General features: G+C 75.0%; 20 protein-coding genes. 12 read left to right on the top strand and 8 right to left on the bottom strand.

Features of this window, described 5'->3' with window-relative positions:
• Nucleotides 1–17: 17 nt before the first annotated feature.
• Entirely contained in the window at nt 18–920 is a 903-nt protein-coding gene (locus QSK52_RS18950) for a LysR family transcriptional regulator (RefSeq protein WP_285737269.1), read from the bottom strand.
• Nucleotides 921–1079: 159 nt separating this feature from the next.
• On the opposite strand from QSK52_RS18950, the gene QSK52_RS18955 reads away from it, so the two are divergent.
• Nucleotides 1080–1373: a DUF1330 domain-containing protein gene (locus QSK52_RS18955; protein ID WP_285737270.1), complete on the top strand. Its 294-nt coding sequence runs from the start codon at nt 1080–1082 to the stop codon at nt 1371–1373.
• 32 nt (nt 1374–1405) lie between these two features.
• On the opposite strand, the gene QSK52_RS18960 is transcribed toward QSK52_RS18955, so the two are convergent.
• The gene (locus QSK52_RS18960; protein ID WP_285737271.1) at nt 1406–2881 is read right to left on the bottom strand and encodes an aldehyde dehydrogenase family protein; all 1476 of its coding nucleotides are present in this window, start codon (nt 2879–2881) and stop codon (nt 1406–1408) included.
• A gap of 185 nt (nt 2882–3066) precedes the next feature.
• On the opposite strand from QSK52_RS18960, the gene QSK52_RS18965 reads away from it, so the two are divergent.
• The 3 genes from QSK52_RS18965 to QSK52_RS18975 all read left to right on the top strand — a co-directional run bounded on the left by QSK52_RS18965 (nt 3067) and on the right by QSK52_RS18975 (nt 6691).
• Nucleotides 3067–3864, top strand: coding sequence for an IclR family transcriptional regulator (locus tag QSK52_RS18965; RefSeq protein WP_285737272.1), 798 nt, complete (start codon nt 3067–3069; stop codon nt 3862–3864).
• A gap of 268 nt (nt 3865–4132) precedes the next feature.
• Nucleotides 4133–5452: a pectate lyase family protein gene (locus QSK52_RS18970; protein WP_285737273.1), complete on the top strand. Its 1320-nt coding sequence runs from the start codon at nt 4133–4135 to the stop codon at nt 5450–5452.
• Between the two features lie 120 nt (nt 5453–5572).
• Nucleotides 5573–6691, top strand: a complete 1119-nt coding sequence (locus tag QSK52_RS18975) for a pectinesterase family protein (RefSeq protein WP_285737274.1) — start codon at nt 5573–5575, stop codon at nt 6689–6691.
• Nucleotides 6692–6888: 197 nt separating this feature from the next.
• Here the strand turns inward: QSK52_RS18975 and QSK52_RS18980 are convergent, their stop codons facing one another.
• On the bottom strand, nt 6889–8019 hold the full coding sequence (locus QSK52_RS18980; RefSeq protein ID WP_285737275.1) for a hypothetical protein: 1131 nt from the start codon (nt 8017–8019) through the stop codon (nt 6889–6891).
• Nucleotides 8020–8109: 90 nt separating this feature from the next.
• The gene (locus QSK52_RS18985) at nt 8110–9039 is read right to left on the bottom strand and encodes a 5-dehydro-4-deoxyglucarate dehydratase (protein ID WP_285737276.1); all 930 of its coding nucleotides are present in this window, start codon (nt 9037–9039) and stop codon (nt 8110–8112) included.
• Nucleotides 9040–9247: 208 nt separating this feature from the next.
• On the opposite strand from QSK52_RS18985, the gene QSK52_RS18990 reads away from it, so the two are divergent.
• The 5 genes from QSK52_RS18990 to QSK52_RS19010 all read left to right on the top strand — a co-directional run bounded on the left by QSK52_RS18990 (nt 9248) and on the right by QSK52_RS19010 (nt 14360).
• A complete protein-coding gene (locus QSK52_RS18990) occupies nt 9248–10174 on the top strand; it encodes a carbohydrate ABC transporter permease (protein ID WP_285737277.1) in 927 nt (308 codons plus the stop codon).
• On the top strand, nt 10171–11052 hold the full coding sequence (locus tag QSK52_RS18995; RefSeq protein ID WP_285737278.1) for a carbohydrate ABC transporter permease: 882 nt from the start codon (nt 10171–10173) through the stop codon (nt 11050–11052). The genes QSK52_RS18990 and QSK52_RS18995 overlap by 4 nt, the downstream gene beginning before the upstream one ends.
• Nucleotides 11053–11128: 76 nt before the next feature.
• A complete protein-coding gene (locus tag QSK52_RS19000) occupies nt 11129–12424 on the top strand; it encodes an ABC transporter substrate-binding protein (RefSeq protein ID WP_285737279.1) in 1296 nt (431 codons plus the stop codon).
• A 5-nt stretch (nt 12425–12429) separates the two neighbouring features.
• Nucleotides 12430–13587, top strand: a complete 1158-nt coding sequence (locus QSK52_RS19005; RefSeq protein ID WP_285737280.1) for an enolase C-terminal domain-like protein — start codon at nt 12430–12432, stop codon at nt 13585–13587.
• Entirely contained in the window at nt 13584–14360 is a 777-nt protein-coding gene (locus tag QSK52_RS19010) for an NAD-dependent epimerase/dehydratase family protein (RefSeq protein ID WP_285737281.1), read from the top strand. The genes QSK52_RS19005 and QSK52_RS19010 overlap by 4 nt, the downstream gene beginning before the upstream one ends.
• On the opposite strand, the gene QSK52_RS19015 is transcribed toward QSK52_RS19010, so the two are convergent.
• From QSK52_RS19015 to QSK52_RS19030, 4 genes are all read right to left on the bottom strand, one after another.
• Nucleotides 14347–15525 carry an RNA-binding protein gene (locus QSK52_RS19015; protein ID WP_285737282.1) on the bottom strand — a complete coding sequence of 393 codons (1179 nt, stop codon included), beginning with the start codon at nt 15523–15525 and terminating at the stop codon, nt 14347–14349. The genes QSK52_RS19010 and QSK52_RS19015 overlap by 14 nt on opposite strands.
• 7 nt (nt 15526–15532) lie before the next feature.
• The gene (locus QSK52_RS19020) at nt 15533–15898 is read right to left on the bottom strand and encodes a hypothetical protein (protein WP_285737283.1); all 366 of its coding nucleotides are present in this window, start codon (nt 15896–15898) and stop codon (nt 15533–15535) included.
• Nucleotides 15895–16407, bottom strand: a complete 513-nt coding sequence (locus QSK52_RS19025; RefSeq protein WP_285737284.1) for a hypothetical protein — start codon at nt 16405–16407, stop codon at nt 15895–15897. The genes QSK52_RS19020 and QSK52_RS19025 overlap by 4 nt, the downstream gene beginning before the upstream one ends.
• A gap of 87 nt (nt 16408–16494) precedes the next feature.
• Nucleotides 16495–17160, bottom strand: coding sequence for a substrate-binding domain-containing protein (locus QSK52_RS19030; RefSeq protein WP_285737285.1), 666 nt, complete (start codon nt 17158–17160; stop codon nt 16495–16497).
• 38 nt (nt 17161–17198) lie between these two features.
• Between QSK52_RS19030 and QSK52_RS19035 the strand changes: the two genes are divergently transcribed.
• From QSK52_RS19035 to QSK52_RS19045, 3 genes are all read left to right on the top strand, one after another.
• Nucleotides 17199–17966 (top strand): IclR family transcriptional regulator, encoded by a 768-nt coding sequence (locus QSK52_RS19035; protein WP_285737286.1) that lies wholly within the window; start codon nt 17199–17201, stop codon nt 17964–17966.
• 168 nt (nt 17967–18134) lie between these two features.
• Nucleotides 18135–19349, top strand: a complete 1215-nt coding sequence (locus QSK52_RS19040; RefSeq protein WP_285737287.1) for a 4-hydroxybenzoate 3-monooxygenase — start codon at nt 18135–18137, stop codon at nt 19347–19349.
• Nucleotides 19350–19379: 30 nt separating this feature from the next.
• The gene (locus QSK52_RS19045; protein ID WP_285737288.1) at nt 19380–20402 is read left to right on the top strand and encodes an amidohydrolase family protein; all 1023 of its coding nucleotides are present in this window, start codon (nt 19380–19382) and stop codon (nt 20400–20402) included.
• Nucleotides 20403–20423: the final 21 nt, after the last annotated feature.

Here is a 20423-nt window from a genome sequence, read left to right on the forward strand (position 1 = left end):
CCCGCACCGCCGACGGGTCAGTCCGGCAGCCAGTGCAGCTCGTGCGCCAGGGCCCTGGCGACGGCGCGGACCCGGCGGTGCAGCGGCGTCTGCTCGCGCGGGAGGACCAGGTGGTAGGTCAGGGCGGGCGCGCCGCGCAGCGGGCGCCAGGTGAGGGCCGCCGGTTGGGCCGCGGTGGCGGTCTCCCCGGCCGGGGCGAGGGTGGCTCCGTCGAGCAGGTCGCGCTGGGACATGTCGAAGGGGACGGCGGTGGTGCGGAACCGGGGGTGCGGCCGGACGTCCCGGAACAGTGCGGACAGCTGGTCGTGGACCACGGGGTTGGCCGTCCGCTCCGGGAGCCGCAGCGGGTACGCGGCCGCGTCGGCGATCTCGATCTCCGCGCGTGCGGCCAGCGGGTGGTGCCGCGCCAGCTGGACCCCGGTGCGCACCCGCCGCAGCAGGAACCGGCGCACGCCGGGGCCCGGCTGTTCACCGCGGGTGATCCCGGCGTCGAGGCGGCCGTCGGCGACCGCGGGGGAGATCTCCGGTGTCGCCATCGGGGCCGCGCCGACGTCGAGCCCGCTGCTGCCGCGCATCAGCCCCTCCACCAGGGCCGGTGCCGTCCCGGCCCCGGCGCTGAGGCTGTACCCGAGGCGCAGCGTGCCCAGCTGCCCGGCCGCCGCGCTCCGGGCGGCTTCCCAGGCCCGGTCCAGGGCCGCCAGCGCGGGCGGCGCGTACTCCGCCAGGGCCGCCCCGGCCGCGGTCAGGGCGACGCTGCGCGTGTCGCGGACCATCAGGGCGGTGCCGAGTTCCGTCTCCAGCCGGCGCATCCGGGCGCTGAGCGCGGGTTGGGCGATGCCGATCCGGGCGGCCGCGCGGGTGAAGTTCAACTCCTGTGCCAGCACCAGGAAGTAGCGCAGGCTCACGGTGTCCGGCGCCACGGGCCCTCCCCCGCCGATTGACAACGATCCGTTCTGAGCCTATCCCGGACCGGTCTTTCCCCCGACGGTGCGTCACGTCCTAGCCTGCCCGTGCGGGACCGCCCCGGTCCGCGCGTCGAGGAGCAGCCGGACGTGTCCGGCCGATCACCGGAGGTTTCCGTGGCCAAGGGCTACTGGGTCAGTGCCTACCCCGCCGTCTCCGACCCCGGGGAGCTGGCTGCCTACAACGAGCTGGCCCGGGCGGCCGTCCGGGCCGCGGGCGGGCGGACCCTGTCCCGGGGCGGCCGGGTCGTCGCCCACGAGAGCGGGAGCGTGCAACGCGTCGTCCTGGTCGAGTTCGACAGCTTCGAGCGGGCCGTCGCGGCGTACGGGAGCGCGGCCTACCGGAAGGCGCTGGCGGCCCTCCCGGACGGCTTCGCGCGCGACTTCCGCATCGTCGAGGGCGTCGACTGAGCGGCGGACCCGGCGGGGCCCACCGGGGTTGCTCAGTCGCGGAGTTCGGCGGGGAGGAGCTCCTGCGGGGCGTCCTGGTAGGTGACGGGGCGCAGCCAGCGGTGGACGGCGGCGGTGCCGACGGAGGTGGTGGGGGTGGTGGCGGCGGGGTAGGGGCCGCCGTGCTGCATGGCGGGGGTGACGGCGACGCCGGTGGGCCAGGAGTTGAGGACGAGACGGCCGGCGAGGGCGGTGAGCCGGGCGAGGAGGGGGCGGGTGCGGGCGGGGGGTTCGTCGGGGGCGTGGTGGAGGGTGGCGGTGAGGGTGCCGGGGAGGCGGTCGAGGGCGGTGTGGAGGTCGGCGTCGTCGCGGTAGCGGACCAGGACGGTGAGCGGGCCGAAGCACTCGTCGAGGAGGAGGTCGTGGAGGTCGGCGGCGGCGACGGCGAGGATGCCGGGGCGGACGGCGAGGGGGGCCTCGGGGGTGGGGGCGGGGCCGGGGGCGAGCAGGACCTCGACGCCGGGGAGGGCGGCGCGCCGGGCGGCGCCGGTGAGGTAGGCGTCGCGGATGCGCGGGTCGAGCAGGGGGGCGGCGGGCGCCTGGGCGGCCGCGGTGACGGCGGCCTTCTCCAGGGCGGGGTGTCCGGCGGGGAGGAGGACGAGGCCGGGTTTGGTGCAGAACTGGCCGTGGCCGAGGGTGAAGGAGGCGGCGAGGCCGGTGCCGATCTGCTCGGGGCGGGTGGCGGCGGCGCCTTCGGTGACCAGGACGGGGTTGAGGCTGCCGAGTTCGCCGTGGAAGGGGATCGGGCGGGGGCGGGCGGCGGCGAGGTCGTGCAGGGCGCGGCCGCCGCGCAGCGAGCCGGTGAAGCCGACGGCGGCGGTGAGAGGGTGCTGGACGAGGTGGGTGCCCGCGGTGAAGCCGTGGACGGTGGTGACGACGTCGGCGGGCAGGCCGACGTCCTCGGCGGCGCGGCGCAGCAGGCGGGCGCAGAGTTCGCCGGTCTCGGGGTGGCCGGGGTGGGCCTTGACGACGACGGGGCAGCCGGCGGCGAGGGCGCTGGCGGTGTCGCCGCCGGGGACGCTGAAGGCGAGCGGGAAGTTGCCCGCGGCGAAGACGGCGGCGACGCCGAGCGGGGCCTTGGTGCGGCGCAGGTCGGGGCGTCCGGTGGCGGGGTCGGCCCGGTCGATCCGGACGTCGAGGTGGCCGCCGTCGGCGGCGGTCTCCGCGAAGGTGCGCAACTGGTTTGTGGTGCGGGCGAGTTCGCCGGTGAGGCGGGTCTCGCCGAGGGCGGTCTCGGCGTCGGCGGCGGCGAGGACCTCGGAGCGGGCGGCGTCGAGGAGGTCGGCGGCGGCGTGCAGCAGGGCGGCGCGGCGGTGGCGGTCGGCGAGGGCGTCGAGGGTGCGGTGGGCGGCGGTGACGGCGCGGTGGACGTCGGCCGGTCCGGCTTCGCGGGCGGGGTGGGCGCGGACGTTCCCGGTGCGCGGGTCGATGCTGGGGACGGGGGCGCCGGGGCGGGGTTCGGCGGTCATGGCGCGGGCCTCCTCGTGGGGCGGCGGGGTCGGGTAGCGTCCGGTAGCGCGGCGGTGTGCGGTCGGCCGCGGGGCCGGACGGTCCGGCAACCCTCACCCGTTCAGCCACTTGTTCAGTATGCTGAACGACAGTCAACTATTTGAACTTCGCGGGACGATACGCCGCGGGACAGAAGGGGTCAAGGATGCCCTCGCCGACCAACGCCGCCCGGGGCGGCACCAGCCCGGGCGGCGGCGCCCAGGTGAAGTCCGCCGTGCGGACGGTGGAGCTGCTGGAGTACTTCGCCGGCCGACCCGGCATGCACAGCCTGGCGGAGGTGCAGGAGCAGACCGGCTACCCGAAGTCGAGCCTGTACATGCTGCTGCGCACGCTGGCCGAGCTGGGCTGGGTGGAGACGGACGCGACCGGCACCCGGTACGGCATCGGGGTGCGGGCGCTGCTGGTGGGCAGCTCGTACATCGACGGGGACGCGGTGGTGGCCGCGGCCCGTCCGGCGCTGGACGTGCTGGCGGAGGACACCGGGGAGACCATCCACCTGGCCCGGCTGGACGGGGCGAACGTGGTGTACCTGGCGACCCGCCAGTCCCAGCACAGCCTGCGGCCGTTCACCCGGATCGGGCGGCGGCTGCCCGCGTACTCGACCTCGCACGGCAAGGCGCTGCTGGCGACGCTGGGCGACGAGGCGGTGCGGCGGCTGCTGCCGGAGCGGCTGGAGCCGCTGACCGAGCACACCCACACCGACCGGGAGGAGCTGATCCGGGAGCTGGCCGAGGTGCGCACCCGCGGCTACGCGGTGGACCGGGAGGAGAACACGCTGGGGCTGCGCTGCTTCGGGGTGGCGATCCCGTACCGCACCCCGGCCCGGGACGCGGTGTCGGTGTCGGTGCCGGTGGCGCGGCTGACGCCGGGCCGCGAGCAGACGATCCGGGACGCGCTGTTCGACGCCCGCGACCGGCTGACCCTGGCCACCCGGCACCTGTGACCGCCGCCCCGCGGCGCCGCTGACCCGGCGCCATGTACCTTTCGGCGCCCCGCACTCCGCGTGCGGGGCGCCGTCGCGTTCGGGCGTCGTACGCCTTGACAGGGCAGCGGGGGCTCCCTAGGTTGCGGACACGGATGCGACCGGCGTTCACGGACATGAACGGAAACGGCGTCCGGTCGCGTCGCCCGCCGCACGCACCACCGCACCGCACGCACCACCGCACCGCACGCGTGCACCCCCACCCGACAGCTCGACGAGGAGCCCCGTCATGCGCCTGCCCCGCTCCGTCCGCACCACCGGACCGCTGCTCGCCGTCGCCGCCCTGTGCGGCTCGCTGGCCTGCGTCCCGCCCGCCCGCGCCGCCGACCTCGGCCACTCCGTGCTGACCGCGAAGGACGGCTGGGCCTCGGCCACCACCGGCACCACCGGCGGGTCGAAGGCGGACGCCGCGCACACCGTCACCGTCTCCACCCGGGCCCAGCTGGTGGCCGCGCTCGGCGGCAGGAACTCCGGCAACGGTTCCAACGCCACTCCCAAGATCATCTACGTCTCGGGCGTCATCGACCTCAACACCGACGACTCCGGCAAGCACCTGAACTGCTCGGCGTACGCCACGGACGGCTACTCGCTGCCCGCGTACCTGGCCGCCTACGACCCGAAGGTCTGGGGCACCGCGACAGTGCCCTCCGGCGCCCTGGAGGACGCCCGCGCCGCCTCGCAGAAGAAGCAGGCCGACAAGGTGCAGATCAACGTCGGCTCGAACACCACCCTCGTCGGCGTCAACGGCGGCACGCTGCGCGGCGGCGGCCTGGTGGTGAAGAACGTCGACAACGTGATCGTCCGCAACCTGTCCTTCGAGAACGCCGCCGACTGCTTCCCGCAGTGGGACCCGACCGACGGGTCCACCGGCAACTGGAACTCCGAGTACGACGCGATGACGGTCTACGGCGCCACCCACGTCTGGGTCGACCACAACACCTTCTCCGACGGCGCCGTCCCGGACTCCAGCCTGCCGAGCTACTTCGGCCGGATCTACGAGGTCCACGACGGGCTGCTGGACGTGGTCAAGGGCGCGGACTACGTCACCGCCTCCTGGAACGTGTTCGAGAACCACGACAAGACCAACCTGATCGGCAACAGCGACAGCGCCTCCGCCACCGACGCGGGCCACCTGCGGGTGACCTTCCACCACAACCTGTGGCAGAACACCGTGCAGCGCGCACCCCGGGTCCGCTTCGGGCAGGTGGACGCCTACAACAACTACTACGTGCCGACGGCCGGGGACTACGAGTACAGCATCGGGGTCGGCAAGTCCTCGCAGATCGTCGCGCAGAACAACTACTTCGCGCTGCCCTCCGGCCTCACGGCCGCCAAGGTGCTCTACAACTGGGGCGGCACCGCGCTGACCGCGAACGGCAACTCGGTCAACGGCACCGTCACCGACCTGATCGGCGCCTGGAACGCCGCCAACTCCAGCAAGCAGCTGGGCACTTCGGCGGGCTGGACGCCCACCCTGCGCACCTCGGTGGACCCGGCGAACGCCGTCCCGGCGAAGGTCACGGCGGGCGCGGGCGCCGGTCGGCTCTGAGCCCCGCACGCACCGCACGGCGCGGGCCCCGGCGACCCTCCGCCGGGGCCCGCGCCGTCCCCGCCCCGCCCCGTCGCGTGCCGCCCGCCCCGTCCTTCCCGTCCCGCCAGGAGGAACCCCGTGCCCACCCGCCGCACCGTCCTGCTCACCGCCGCCGGGGCCCTGCTGGGCGCCGGCCCCACCGCCGCCCCGGCCGCCGCCGCCCCGGCCCGTCCCGGGCGGTACGGCACGCCCGCCGACCGGCTCGACCCCCGCACGCTGTACGTGGATCCGACCGGGGCCGGCGACCACCGGACCGTCCAGGAGGCCGTGGACGCCACCCCGGCCAACGAGGACCCGGCCACCGGCTGGACGCTGGTCCTGGCGGCCGGAACCTACCGGGCACCGGTGCGCGTCCCGGCCGACCGCAGGCACCTGACCGTGCTCGGTGCGACCGGCCGCGCCGAGGACGTGGTCGTGGTGCACGACAACGCGGCGGGCACCCCGAAGCCCGGCGGCGGCACGTACGGCACCACCGGCAGCGCCACCTTCACCGTGCTGGCCGACGGCTTCACCGCCGCGGACGCGACCTTCGCCAACGACTGGCTGCGCGCCGACCACCCCGGCTGGACCGGCACCCAGGCGGTGGCGGTGAAGGCCACCGGCGACCGGACGGCCTTCCTGCGCTGCCGCCTGCTGGGGCACCAGGACACGCTGTACGCCGACTCGGCGGGCCTGACGTCCTTCGCCCGGCAGTACTACGGCCGCTGCTACGTGGAGGGCGACGTCGACTTCGTGTTCGGGCGGGCCACCGCCGTCCTGGACCGGTGCGAGCTGCGCGCCCTGGCCCGCACCGACCTGGACTCCGTCCCGCAGGGCTTCGTGTTCGCCCCGAGCACCGCCCGGGCGAACCCGCGCGGCTTCCTGGCCACCCGGTGCGCGTTCACCGGCACCGCCCCGGACGGCGCCTTCCGGCTGGCGCGGCCGTGGGTGCCGAGCAGCGACACCACGGCCCGGCCGATGCTGACGGTGCGCCGGTCGCACCTCGGCGCGGGCATCGACCCGGCGGAGCCGTACGCGAACATGTCGGCCGCCCACCCGTGGCAGCAGCAGCGCTTCGCCGAGTACGCGAACACCGGGCCGGGCGCACGGGTGCCGGTGCCCGCGAACCGGCCCCAACTGACCGCCGAGGAGGCTGCCGCGCACACCCGGGAGGCGTACCTGACGGGCACCGACGGCTGGCGGCCGTGGGAGCGCTGAGACGGCGGCCCGCGGCCGCGGGCACGACCGCAGACGCCGGCACGACCGCGGGCACAGGGGCAGGCGCCGACACGACCGCGGGCGCTGGCGCTGGCGCTGACACAAGCGCAGACACGACCGGGGGTGCAGGCGCGACCGCGACCGCGGGTGCAGGTGCGCCCGTGCGGCCTCGGCGGGGCGGGGGTGCGGGCCCGGCGTCAGCGCGGGTTCAGCAGCTGCCGGACGGCGGCCAGGTCGGTGTCGGAGGCCAACCCGGCGTGGTAGAGCCGCAGTTCGTCGGCGCCCGCGACGTCCTGCGGCGGGCCGCCGCCGAGGGCGGCGACCATCGGGCGGTTGGCGGCGAGCACGGTGCCCGGGCGGCGGTGCGGGGCGGCGAGCGGCAGCAGGTGGTGCGGGAGGACCAGGCCGTCGGCCAGGTCGAGCAGCCAGCCGGTCTCGACGCCGGGGTTGGGGCCGCTGCGGTGCGGGACGGGGTCGGCGTGCAGCAGGATCCGGAAGCCGGGCGGGGCGGCGGCCCGGACGGCGGCGACGGCGGCGCGTTGCAGGCGGCGGGCGGCGGCCAGTCGGTGGGTGCGGGCGGTGGCGGCGAGGTCGGCGCCCAGCAGCCGTTCGATCCGGTCCCACTCCTCGGGCAGGTCGGGTTCGGGGGCGCCGCGCCACAGCGGTTCCAGGGCGGTGCGGACGGCCGCCCGCAGGGCCTCGGCGTCCGGGCCGTAGCCGGTGCGGCAGGCGGGGCAGAAGCACAGCGACATCAGGAACTGCCCGGCGGGGCCGAGCGGGACGCCGCCGATCTTGTCGTGGGCGTGCAGGTGGGCCAGGCCGTACCAGCCGCAGGACTCCAGTTCGGTGCCGGTGGTGCCGGGCCGGACGGCGGCTTCGGCGGCCAGGTCGGCGCAGTACTCGACGACCTCCTCCTGCGCGATGCACGGTGCCCAGGGGTAGTGCTCGCCGTACGCGTTGCGCACCGTGCAGCGCGGGTTCTCCCGGCCCAGGCGGGAGTTGTGGGCCAGCACCACCCAGGAGTGCACCTCCAGCCCGGCTCCGGCGAGGGCGGTGGCGGCCTCGCCGAACGGGTCCTCGCCGTCCAGCCAGTGCTGGGCGGCGGGGCGCAGCGCGCGGCCGCGCCAGCGGGCGGGGTCGGGGGGGTAGTAGGCGGCGAAGTGCGGGGCGGTGACGATCCGGCGGGCGGGGTGGCGGGGGGTCAGCGCCCGGGTGGAGTGGTAGGCGGCGGCGAGGGTGGCTCCGTGCAGGCCGAGCCCGGCCAGCAGGTCGGGGGCGGCGGGGTCGCCGGTGACGTCCCAGGGGTAGAGGAAGGCGGAGGCGCGCACGGGGGCTCCTGGTGGTGGGTGCGGGGTCGTGGCGTCGGGGGTTCGGGGCGCCCGGCCGGTGGCGGTCCGGCCGGACGGCGGGCGGGCGGGTCAGAGCAGGGCGCGGCCCCGGGCGACGAGCGCGGCGAGCTGGGCGACGTGTTCGGGGGCGGGTTCGGCCAGCGGGGCGCGGACGGTGCCGACGTCGAGGCCGTCGAGCCGGACGCCCGCCTTGACCAGCGAGACCGCGTAGCCGCGGCCCTGGTTGCGCAGTTCGACCAGGGGGCGGAAGAAGCCGTCGAGCAGGCGGTTGGCGCCGGCGTCGTCGCCGCCGTTGACGGCCTCGTGGAAGGCGAGGGCGAGGTCGGGGGCGAAGCAGAAGACGGCGGAGGAGTAGAGGGTGACGCCGAGTCCGCGGTAGGCGAGGCCGGTGAGTTCGGCGGTGGGCAGGCCGTTGAAGTAGCGGAAGTCGAGGCCGGGGTGGGTGGTGCGGACGGCGCTGATGACGCGCTGCAGCAGGTCGAGGTCGCCGATGCCGTCCTTGAGCCCGATGACGTTGTCGAGGGCGGCGAGGGCGGCGACGGTGTCGGGTTCGAGGACGGCGTTGTCGCGGGCGTAGACGATGACGCCGAGGTCGGTGGCGCGGGCGAGGTCGGTGTAGTGACGCAGCAGGCCCTGTTGGGAGGGCTTGACCAGGTAGGGCGGCAGGGCGAGGACGCCGTCGGCGCCGGCCCGTTCGGCGCGGCGCAGGAACTCCAGGGCGAGGGCGGTGCCGTGGCCGACGCCCGCGACGACGGGGACGGCCCCGGCGGTCTCGGCGACGGCGGCGGCGACCACGGTCTCGTACTCGTCGAGGTCGAGGGCGTGGTACTCGCCGGTGCCGCAGGCGGCGAACACGGCGCCCGCGCCCGCGTCCAGGCGGGCCCGGACGTGGGCCCGGAAGGCGGCGGTGTCGAGGCGGCCGTCGGGGGTGAAGGCGGTGACGGGGAAGAACAGCAGGCCGTCGAGGCGGCTGCGCAGGCGGTCGGGCGTGTCGGGCACGGGTTCCTCCGGTGGGAACGGCGGGGGCGGCGGGGCGGGCTGGGCCGGCGAGGCGGTGGGCGCCACAGCAGCGTTATACATCATTCTGATCGCAGTACACATCCATGAACGACAAATCAAAATCCTTGCGCGTTCGGAGGGTTGACGACCCCTCACACCCTCCCTAGTGTGTCCACGCATGTGAACGGCGTCCATGAATGTAGAGGAGGTGAGCTCCCCCGTGACGCTCGCCGGTCCGTACGGAGCCCGCACCCGCCGGGCGCTCACCCCGTACGTCCTGATCGCCCCGACCGTGCTGCTGCTGGTCGGCTTCCTGCTGGTGCCGCTCGGCAGCGTCGGCTACTACGCGCTGCAGCACCGGGTGGTGAACGAGCCGTACGACGACGCGTTCGTCGGACTGGACAACTTCTCCCGGATGCTGGGCGACCAGCAGTTCTGGCACAGCCTGGTGTTCTCCGCGAAGTGGGTGGCCGCCGAGGTGGGGCTGCAGCTGCTGCTGGGCCTGGTGCTGGCCCTGATCGTGAACGAGACCTTCGTCGGCCGGGCGGTGGCCCGGGCGCTGGTGTTCTCGCCCTGGGCGGTCTCCGGGGTGCTGACCACCGGGATCTGGCTGCTGCTGTACAACCCGGCCACCGGGGTGTTCCACCAGCTGTCCGAGTTCGGCCTCGGCGACCCGGCGACCTCGGTGCTGGGCGACCCGGACACCGTGTTCCCGGCCGTGGTGGTGGCCGAACTCTGGCGCGGCGTACCGTTCTTCGCCATCCTGATCCTCGCCGACCTGCAGTCCGTCCCGAAGGACCTGTACGAGGCGGCGGCGATCGACGGCGCGGGCCGGGTGCGCAGCTTCCTGCACGTGACCCTCCCCCACCTGCGGGACGCGATCGTGCTGGCCACCCTGCTGCGCGCGGTCTGGGAGTTCAACAACGTCGACCTGCTGTACACCCTGACCAACGGCGGCCCGGCCGGGGCGACCACCGGCCTGCCGCTGTACGTGGCCCAACTGGCCCGCAAGTCCTACGACTTCGGCTACGGCTCGGCGCTCACCGCGGCGGCCTTCGTGCTGCTGCTGTTCTGCTCGGTGCTGTACCTGCGGCTCAGCCGCTTCGAGGGCCGGGGCGAGGGGGTGCAGCGATGAGCGCCGACGCCACCCGCCTGCCCGCCGCCCGCCCCGCCGCCCGCTCCGCCCGGGGCACCGCGGCCCGCGCCGGCACCGGGCGCCTGCTGCGGCTGTTCCTGCCGCTGGGCCTGTACCTGCTCTTCACCCTGGTGCCGTTCTACTGGATGCTGCTGTTCGCGCTGCGCCCGGCCGGTTCCACCGCGCTGCTGCCCTGGCCGGTGACCTTCGAGCACTTCGACACGGTGTGGAACGGCATGGGCTTCCGCACCTACTTCACCAACAGCGTGCTGATCGCCGCGCTGACCCTGGTCTCGGTGACCGTGTTCGCCCTGATGGGCGGGTACGCGCTGGCCAGGTTCGCCTTCCGCGGGCGGCGGGCGTTCATGCTGGCGCTGCTGTGCACCCAGTTCGTGCCGGGCGCGATGATGCTGATCCCGCTGTTCAACGTCTTCCAGCTGCTGCACCTGATCGACACCCGGTGGAGCCTGGTGATCGCCGAGACGGTGTTCCAGCTGCCGCTGGCGATGATCCTGATGAGCGGCTTCGTGAAGAACGTGCCGGTGGAGCTGGAGGAGTCGGCGATGGTGGACGGCTGCGGCCGGCTGCGCGCCTTCCTCGCGGTGGTGCTGCCGCTGCTGCGGCCGGGCATCGTCGCGGTCGGCTCGTTCGCCTTCATCGGCAGCTGGAACAACTTCCTGTTCGCGCTGATGTTCCTCAACGACCCGGAGCTGCAGACCGTCCCGGTGGGCCTGCAGACCACCATCGGCGAGAACACCGTGGACTTCGGCGCGCTGGCCGCGGGCGGCGTGGTCGCCGCGGTGCCGGTGGTGCTGGTGTTCGCCTTCGTGCAGAAGTACCTCGTCCAGGGCATGAGCGCCGGCGCCGTCAAGGGCTGAGGCCGCCCGCCCCGCACCCCGCGAGCCCTGCAGTCCCCGCAGGCTCCCCGCCCCGTCACAGACAGGACCCCCACCCATGGCCCGCTCCCTGCGCACCGCCGCCGCGGCCCTCGCCGCGCTCGGCCTGCTGACCGCCTGCTCCTCGGGCGGCTCCTCCGGCGACTCCGCGAAGAAGACCGTGATCACCTTCTGGGACAACAACGCCGGTCCGGCCCGCACCCCGCTGTACCAGCACCTGATCGACGAGTTCGAGAAGGCCCACCCGGAGATCGAGGTCAAGTACGTCGGGGTGACCAGCGCGGAGGTCGCCGAGAAGTACAACACCGCGATCGCCTCCGGCTCGACCCCCGACGTGGGCGGCGTCACCACCGCCCTGCTGGCCTCGCTCACCGCGCAGAAGGCCCTCGTCCCGCTGGACCGGCGCCTGGCCGACAGCCCGCTGAACGGGAAGCTGTCGGCGGCGATGCTGGAGACCTCGAAGGCCGCGGCCGGCGGCAAGGGCCTGTACCAGCTGCCGTCCTCCGGCAACCAGGACGTCATCTGGTACCGGGCGGACAAGTTCCAGGAGGCCGGGGTGGCCGTCCCGAAGACCTGGGACGAGCTGTTCGCGGCCGCGGCGAAGCTCACCGACAAGGCGAGGAACCAGTACGGCTTCACCATCCGCGGCGGCGCGGGCTCCGGCTTCCAGGTGCTCGCCGAGGCGTACGCCTACTCCGGGCTGACCGGGATGTTCGACGCGAGCGGGAAGTCCACCGTCGACGACCCGCGGAACGTCGAGCTGATCACGAAGATCGCCGCCCAGTACCGGAACACCACCCCGGAGGCCGACGTCTCCAACGCCTACCCGCAGATGCTGGCCCAGTTCCAGGCGGGCCAGGTGATGATGGTGCACCACAACCTGGGCTCCACCAAGGACGTGAGGTCCGCGCTGGGCGACAAGGCGGCCGGGATGCTGCTGCCCGCCGGGCCGGACGGCACCGCGACGCTGGCCAACCCGGTCGACGGGTTCGGGGTGTTCAAGAACTCCAGGCACCAGGACGCCGCCTGGACCTTCCTGGAGTTCCTCGACTCGCACGCCTCCAACTCGTACTGGAACGAGAACGCCGGGCAGATCCCCGCCAACACCGAGGCGTACGCGGACGACTGGTACCTGAAGTCCGGCATCACCAAGCAGGCCGGGGACGCGCTGAACAGCGGGAAGCTGGTGCAGCCGCCGGTCTACCTGCCGCAGTACTCGAAGATCACCAAGACCGAGGCGGAGCCGAACTTCCAGAAGGTCCTGCTGGGCAGGATGTCGCCCGCGGACTTCGCCGGGTCGGTGGCCGACGCGCTGACCAAGGCGCAGGCCGACTACGCGGCGAAGAACGGCTGACGGCGGTGGCAGCCGTCGAATCGGTCGAGGTGTCCTTCTTCACCACCCTCGCCCGCACCGCCGTCGACCCGCACGGCCACCGGCACCCGGCCGAGCCGCACGAGGTCCGCGAGGCCCTGCTGACCGTCACCGACGCCGACGGCGTCGCCGGGCGGGTGCTGGTGCAGCCCGACCACCTGCGTCCGCACGTGCTGGAGAAGTACGTCCGGCCGGCGCTGCTGGGACAGGACGCGCTGGAGCGCGAGCGGCTGTGGACGGCGCTGGCCCGGCGCCAGCGCGGTGCGGGCGGCGGCCTGACCGACCGGGCGCTGTGCTTCGTCGACCTGGCACTGTGGGACCTCGCGGGGCAGCGGCTGGGCCAGCCGGTGTGGCGGCTGCTCGGCGGCGCCCGCCGGGAGGTGCCCGCGTACGCCTCCACCATGTGCGGCGACGAGATACCGGGCGGACTGGCCACCCCGGCGGACTACGCGGCCTTCGCGGTGCGGCTGGTCGAGCAGGGCTACCGGGCGATCAAGCTGCACACCTGGATGCCGCCGGTCGCGGGCGCCCCCAGCGTGGCCCTCGACGTCGCGGCCTGCACGGCGGTGCGCGAGGCGGTCGGCCCGGACGTCGAACTGATGCTGGACGCCAACCACTGGTACTCGCGCACCGAGGCGCTGCGGCTCGGCCGGGCGCTGCAGGAGCTGGGGTTCTACTGGCTGGAGGAGCCGATGGAGGAGGCGTCGGTCTCCTCCTACCGGTGGCTGGCCGAGCAGTTGGACATCCCGGTGATCGGCCCGGAGACCTCCTGGGGCAAGAACTTCACCCGTGCCGAGTGGGCGGCCTCCGGTGCCTGCGACATCCTGCGCACCGGCACCACCGACGTCGGCGGCATCACCCCGGCGGTGCGCACCCTGCACCTGGCCGAGGCGTTCAACCTGGACTGCGAGGTGCACGGCAACGGCTCCGGCAACCTCGCCCTGCTCGGCGCCACCACCAACGCCCGCTGGTACGAGCGCGGGCTGCTGCACCCGCTGGTCGACTTCGACCTGCTGCCGCCGCACCTGAACTCCGCCGTCGACGCGATCGACGAACGCGGTATGGTGCGCTTCCCCGAACGCCCGGGCCTGGGCGACGATTTCGACCTCGACTACATCGAGTCCCACACCGTGGAGGTGTCGTGACACTCGTCCTGCTCACCGGCGCGGCCGGCGGTGTCGGCACCCTGCTGCGCGAGCTGCTGCCCCCGTACGGCTACCGGCTGCGGCTGGCCGACCTGAAGCCCGTCGAGGGCGCCCCGGAGGCGCTGGCCTTCGACCTGGCCGACGCCGACGCCGTCCGGGCGGCGGTGCGCGGCGTCGACGCGGTCGTCCACCTCGGCGGGATCTCGCTGGAGGACACCTTCGCCAACATCGCGCACAGCAACATCGAGGGCACCTACCAGCTGTACGAGGCGGTGCGGGCCGAGGGCGTGCGCCGGGTGGTGTTCGCCAGTTCGAACCACGCGGTCGGCTTCACCCCGCTGGACGGCGACCTGCCGGTGCGCGCCGACACCCCGCCGCGGCCGGACACCTACTACGGCCTGTCCAAGGTGTTCGGCGAGTCGCTGGCCTCGCTGTACGCCGACAAGTACGGGGTGGAGACCGTCTCGCTGCGGATCGGCTCCTGCTTCCCCGAGCCGCGCTCGCCCCGGATGCTCTCCACCTGGCTCAGCCCCGGCGACTGCGCCCGCCTGGTGCACGCCGCCCTCACCGCCCCCGGCGTCGGCCACACCGTGGTCAACGCGATCAGCGCCAACACCCGCGCCTGGTGGGACCTCGGCCCGGCCCGGGCGCTCGGCTACGCACCGCAGGACGACGCCGAGGCGTACGCCGAACGGATCCTCGCCGAGCACGGCGAACTGGACCCGGACAGCGTGGACGCCCGGCTGCTCGGCGGGCACTTCACCACCCTGTAGGCACCACTTCGACCCGCTCGCGCACCAGGTCGACCGCGGTGATCCGGCCCGCCACCCGCCCTCCGGGGGGCGGGTCACCGCCACTCCACCGGACGGGCAGGCCGTCCAGTCCGGCCACCCCGTCCGCCCCGACCTCGACAACGACCTGCTCGCCGACCCGCAGCGCCCGCAGCCGGGCCCACCGGAAGTCCCCGGGGGCCGGGTCGGTCCGCCAGCGGGCCCGCAGCACGCCGTCGGGGTCGGGGCGGACGGCGGTGAACAGCGGGAGGTCCTCGCCCGCGTAGATCGACAGCAGGGCGGCGCCCCGGGCGGCGGAGAGGTCGGGGGCCGCGGTGCCGGGTTCGTGGACGCCGCCGGTGATCCGGCCGTCCGCGTGCTCGACGACCAGTTCGAAGGTGTCGTCCTCCTCGGTCGTCGCGGCCAGCCGCGCGGCCACCGCACCGGCGTCGCCGAGGACGTCCGGCCGCACCGAGAGCAGGGCGCGCGGGGCCAGGCGGGCCCGGACGACGTCGAGGTTCGCGGGGGTGAGCCGGTGCCAGCGGGCTCGGTTGTGGGCGTACCCCTCCTCCAGCAGCGCGGCCTCGCCCCGCTCCACGCACCGGCGCAGCCGTTCCCAGAACTCCCGGTCGGCCGGGCGCTGTTCGATCTCGCGCGGCTCGGGTTCGCCGTCGTACGGGGAGGCGGTGATCCGTTCGACGAACAGCCCGGAGGCGCCGGTCGCGGCGACGGCCCGCTCGCACGGCAGGTGGCTGCCGACGTACAGGTACAGGTCCCACCCGACGTGCACGGCGAACCGGCCCTCCACCTCCAGCCGGCCCCAGAACCCGCTGTCGCGCAGCATCGCCCGCACCAGTTCCTGCCCGGTCGGCAGGTCCACCGGCAGCCCGTCGTGCAGCCCTTCCCGGCCGCCGGGCAGCAGCGCGTCCAACGCGTCGCCCCCGTAGGCCGGTTCGAGGCCGAAGTGAACCGTACCGAACGGCAGTTGGGGCTCCCGGACCTCCAGCACGCCCACCCCGGAGTCGGCCGCGAACGCGGCGACGGCGGCGACGTACGCGGCCTCGACCGGGCCGTGGTCGCTGAGGGTGTCCTCGGTGCCGAGGTAGCGGCCGCGCTCGTCGCGGTCGGCGGGGTCGTACTTGGTGACGCGGTACACGTGCGGCAGCACCGGGTGGTCACCGCTCCCCGGGGGCGTCGGGCGCGTCGTCCCGGCCGATCCGCAGGCGGGAGTCCGCGACCAGGACGTCCCCCGAGCCGTCCAGCCAGAGCAGCCAGTGGTCGTACTCGTGCCCGTCCGGATCGGGGCGGTGGAGGGGGAAGGTGCGCAGCCGCAGGCCGCCGAAGTCGAAGGTGGTGGCGAGCGTGCCGGGGGTGATCAGCACGTCGGTGAGCGGGCGGCCCTCCAGGTGGTCCAGGGCCTGCTGGAGGGCGGCGTCCTCGCTGCCGGCCAGGACGCGGTCGGCGCTCTCCAGCCGCCAGGCGGGGAGGCCGAGCAGCGGGGCGATCCGCTGCCGGGCCTGTGCGGGGGTGACGGTGCTCATCCGCGCGCCTCCCAGCGGGCGCCGGGGCCGATGCCCAACTGGCGGCGGGAGGGCAGGCGCAGCACCCAGTCGGGGCCGCTGTCCGGGGTGTGGTAGGTGGTGGGGAAGACGGTCAGCCGGTGGTCGCCGAACTCGATCAGGGTGTCCCAGCCGGGTTCGGTGATCCGGACGTCGGTGATCTGACGGCCGACCAGCACCCGCAGGTCGGCGGCGAGCCGCGGGACGGCGTCGCCGGAGGCGGCGGCCACCACGGGCTCCCCCGGGCCGGTGAGGTCCAGCCGCCAGGCGGGGCTGCCGACGGTCAGCCAGCGGTAGGCGAGCCCGTTCCTGCCGTTCGGCCGGCGGTACGTCAGGGCGAGCAGCAGCGCGAACCGGCCCTCGCTCTCGCTGGGGACGTGCACCGAGGTCACCTTCCCGCCCTGCAGCACGGTCAGCTGCCGTCGCAGGGCGGGCAGGTCGGTCGAGGTGCCGGGGTACGGCTCCGGGGCGCAGTCCGTCTGGGTCGTCACCGCCACAGTCTCCGGTCCGGGCGGGCGGGCGTCCAACCGTTATCGGCGTGCCGCGTACGGGGGTTGACGCCGGTCCGGCGGGGCGGTTCAGCGGGGGGCGTGCGGGTGCATGCCGCGGGCCCGGGCGGTGGCGGCGGCCGCGTCGGAGGCGAGCAGGCCGACCAGGGCGCGGGCGCGTTCGCGGTGCGGGCTGCCGGTGAGGGGGGCGGCGGCGAAGGTGGAGGTGATGGCGGTGTCGCCGGGCAGCGGGCCGAGGATCCGCAGGCCGGGGAGGTCGGCGAGTTCGCTGTGCTGCTGGAAGGCGAGGTCGGCGCGGCCGTCGGTGAGCAGGGTGCCGGCGGGGGTGCCGGGCGGGGCCTGGACGAGGCGGACGCGGTCGGTGAGGCCGAGCCGGTCGACCAGGGCGCGCAGGGCGGTGCCGCTGGGTCCGGTGGAGTGGGCGACGGCGCGGGCGGTGGTGAGCAGGGTGCGCAGGTCGTCGACGGTGTCCAGGGCGGCGGGCGGTGCTCCGGCCGCGACGGCGGCGACGGTCGAGGAGTCCCACAGCGGCCGGGGCTCCTCGGTGAACCCTTCGGCGTGCAGGGCGGCGAGCGCGTCGGCGGCGAGCACGGCGAGGTCGGCGGGGGCGCCCGCGCGGATCCGGCGGGCGACCTCGACGCCGCCCGCGGCCTCGAACCGCACGGGGGGCAGCAGCGGGGCGAGGTCGGCGAGGGCGGGGCGGACGGCCATCGAGGTCAGGGCGAGCAGGTCCACGGGGTTTTCCTCCACGGGCGGGGTGCGAGACTGGCGGGATGAGTGCGAACCGGGTTTCGGCGGCGGGCAAGGTCCTCCAGGTGCTGGCGGTGTTCGACCGCGAGCACCCGGCGCGGACGCTGTCGGAGATCGCGCAGTGCACGGGCCTGGCGGTGAGCACGGCGCACCGGGTGGTGGCGGAGCTGGCGGCCTGGGGCGCGCTGGAGCGGGCCGAGGACGGCTCGTGGCACGTGGGGCTGCGGCTGTGGGAGGTCGCCTCGGGGTGTCCGCGCACCCAGATCCTGCGGGACGCGGCGCTGCCGTTCATGCAGGACCTGTACGAGGCGACGCACGAGAACATCCAGCTGGCGGTGCGCGAGGGCACCGAGCTGGTGTTCGTGGAGCGGATCGCCGGGCACCGCTCGGTGGAGCTGCTGACGATGGTGGGCACCCGCTTCCCGGTGGCCTCCACCGGGATGGGCCGGGTGCTGCTGGCGCACGCGCCGCGCGAGTTCCAGGAGGAGGTGCTGGCGGCGCCGCTGCGCGCCTGGACGCCGTACACGGTCACCGATCCGCGCACGCTGCGGGCGCAGTTGGACCTGATCCGCCGGGAGCAGGTGTTCGTGAGCGACCGTCAGCTGTCGGAGAGCACGGTGGCGGTGGCGGCACCGGTGCGGACCGGCCGGGCGGGGCCGGTGGGCGCGGCGCTGGGGATCGTGGTGGCGGCGCGCGGCGCGGAGCGGGCGCGGGGGCTGCGGGAGCCGCTGCTGCGGGCGGTGCACGGGATCTCCGAGGAGTTGGGGCGGCGGGCCCGCACGGCGCTGTAGGGCCTGCCGGGGTGTACCGCAGTCTGCGCGGCGGGGGCCGCCGGGGGCAGGCCCTTTCCGTCAGGCGGAAAGGGTGCGGACGGGCACCGCGCCGAGCTGCCAACGTTCGGGGCGGGCCGGACCTCGTCCGGGCCGGAACCCTCACCCCCGCCCCGCCCTGGAGCCGTCATGCCCGAATCCGTCGTCGACCCGGTCGACACCGTCACCGAGGTGCCCGTCGCGGTGGTCGGCGCGGGGCCCGCCGGGCTGATGCTGGCCCACCGGCTGGGCCGGGCGGGCGTGGCGGCGGTGGCCGTCGACCTGCGCACCCGGGAGGAGATCGCCACCACCCACCGGGCGGGCATCCTGGAGGCGGACGCGGCCCGCGACCTGGTGGAGACCGGGGTGAGCGACCGGATCCTGCGCGAGGGCCACGAGCACGAGGGCACCGAGCTGCGCTTCGGCGGCCGGGCGCACCGGATCGACTTCCGCGCCCTGGTGGGCGCCTCGGTGTGGCTCTACCCGCAGACCGAGGTGTTCACCGACCTGGCGGACGCCCGCGAGCGCGACGGCGGGACGGTGCACTTCGGCGTCCGCGACACCGAGGTGCTGGACGCGGCCACCGACCGCCCCCGGGTCCGCTTCACCGCGGCGGACGGGACGCGGCACGAGCTGCGGGCCCGCTACGTGGTCGGCGCGGACGGCTCGCGCAGCACGTGCCGGGGCCTCGTCCCGGAAGCGCTGCGCACCCGCTACGGCACCGAGTACCCGTTCGCCTGGTTCGGCGTGCTGGTCCGGGCCCCGGCCAGCGCCCCGGAGTTGGTGTACGCGCACTCGGAGCACGGTTTCGCGCTGATCAGCCAGCGCACCGAGAGCGTCCAGCGGATGTACTTCCAGTGCGGTCCGGACGAGCGGACCGAGGACTGGCCGGACGAGCGGATCTGGGAGACCCTGCAGGCCCGGGTCGCGGGCGCGGACGGCTTCCGGCTGGCCGAGGGCCCGGTCCTGGAGCGCTCGGTGCTGCGCTTCCGGTCCTTCGTGCAGGAGCCGATGCGCTGGGGTTCGCTGCTGCTGGCGGGCGACGCCGCGCACACCGTGCCGCCGACCGGCGCACGCGGGCTGAACCTGGCGCTGCACGACGTCAAGGTGCTGGCGGGCGTGCTGCTGCGGGCGCTGGGCGGCGAGGGCGAGGCGGCGCTGGCCGACTACCAGCCGCTGGCGCTGCGCCGGATCTGGCGGGCCCAGCACTTCTCCTCCTGGATGACCCGCCTGCTGCACACCGCGCCGGGCGCAACCCCCTTCGAGCTGCGCCGCCAACTGGGCGAGCTGGACAGCGTGGTGGCCACCCGCGCGGGCCGCGCGTACCTGGCCGAGCAGTACACCGGCTGGCCGACCGCCGCCTGACCCCCGTCCGCACACCCCTCAGGAGCTCCCGTGATCATCGACGCGCACGGCCACTTCACCACCGCCCCGCCGCAGCTCGCCGCCTGGCGCGAGCGCCAGGTCGCCGCCGTGGGCGACCCGGCCGCCGCCCCCGACCCGTCCGGGCCGCGGATCTCGGACGACGACCTGCGCGAGGCCGTCGGGTCCAACCAGCTGCGGCTGATGGACGAGCGCGGCACCGACCTGACGGTCTTCTCGCCGCGGGCCAGTTTCATGGCGCACCACGTCGGCGACTTCGCGGTCTCCGCGACCTGGGCGCGGATCTGCAACGACCTGGTGCACCGGGTGAGCGCGCTGTTCCCGGAGCGGTTCGCGATGGGCGCGATGCTGCCGCAGTCGCCGGGCGTGGACCCGGCGAGCTGCCTGCCGGAGCTGCGGCGGGCGGTGGAGGAGCTGGGCGCGGTCTCGGTGAACCTCAACCCGGACCCGTCGGGCGGCCGCTGGACGGCGCCGCCGCTGACCGACCGCTCCTGGTACCCGCTGTACGAGGCGCTGGTGGAGTACGACGTCCCGGCGATGGTGCACGTGTCGACCTCCTGCAACCCGGCGTTCCACACCACCGGCGCGCACTACCTGAACGCCGACACCACCGCGTTCATGCAGCTGCTGCAGGGGGACCTGTTCGCGGACTTCCCGACGCTGCGGCTGGTGGTCCCGCACGGCGGCGGCGCGGTGCCCTACCACTGGGGGCGCTTCCGCGGGCTGGCGCAGGCGCTGGGCGGGCCGACCCCGGAGCAGCTGGTGGGCACCAACGTCTTCTTCGACACCTGCGTCTACCACCAGCCGGGCATCGACCTGCTGGCCTCGGTGGTGCCGTCCGAGGGGGTGCTGTTCGCCAGCGAGATGATCGGCGCCGTCCGGGGCGTCGACCCGCTGACCGGCCACCACTTCGACGACACCCGGCGGTACGTGGACGCCACCGACCGCCTCTCCGACGCGCAGCGGGCCGCGGTGTACGCGGGCAACGCGCTGCGCGTCCACCCCCGGCTGGCCGCCCGCCTCGCCGCGCGCTGACCGCCCCGACCCCCAGGAGGA

It is taken from the genome of Kitasatospora phosalacinea (genome assembly GCF_030268885.1).
GTDB classification, from domain to species: Bacteria; Actinomycetota; Actinomycetes; order Streptomycetales; family Streptomycetaceae; genus Kitasatospora; species Kitasatospora phosalacinea_C.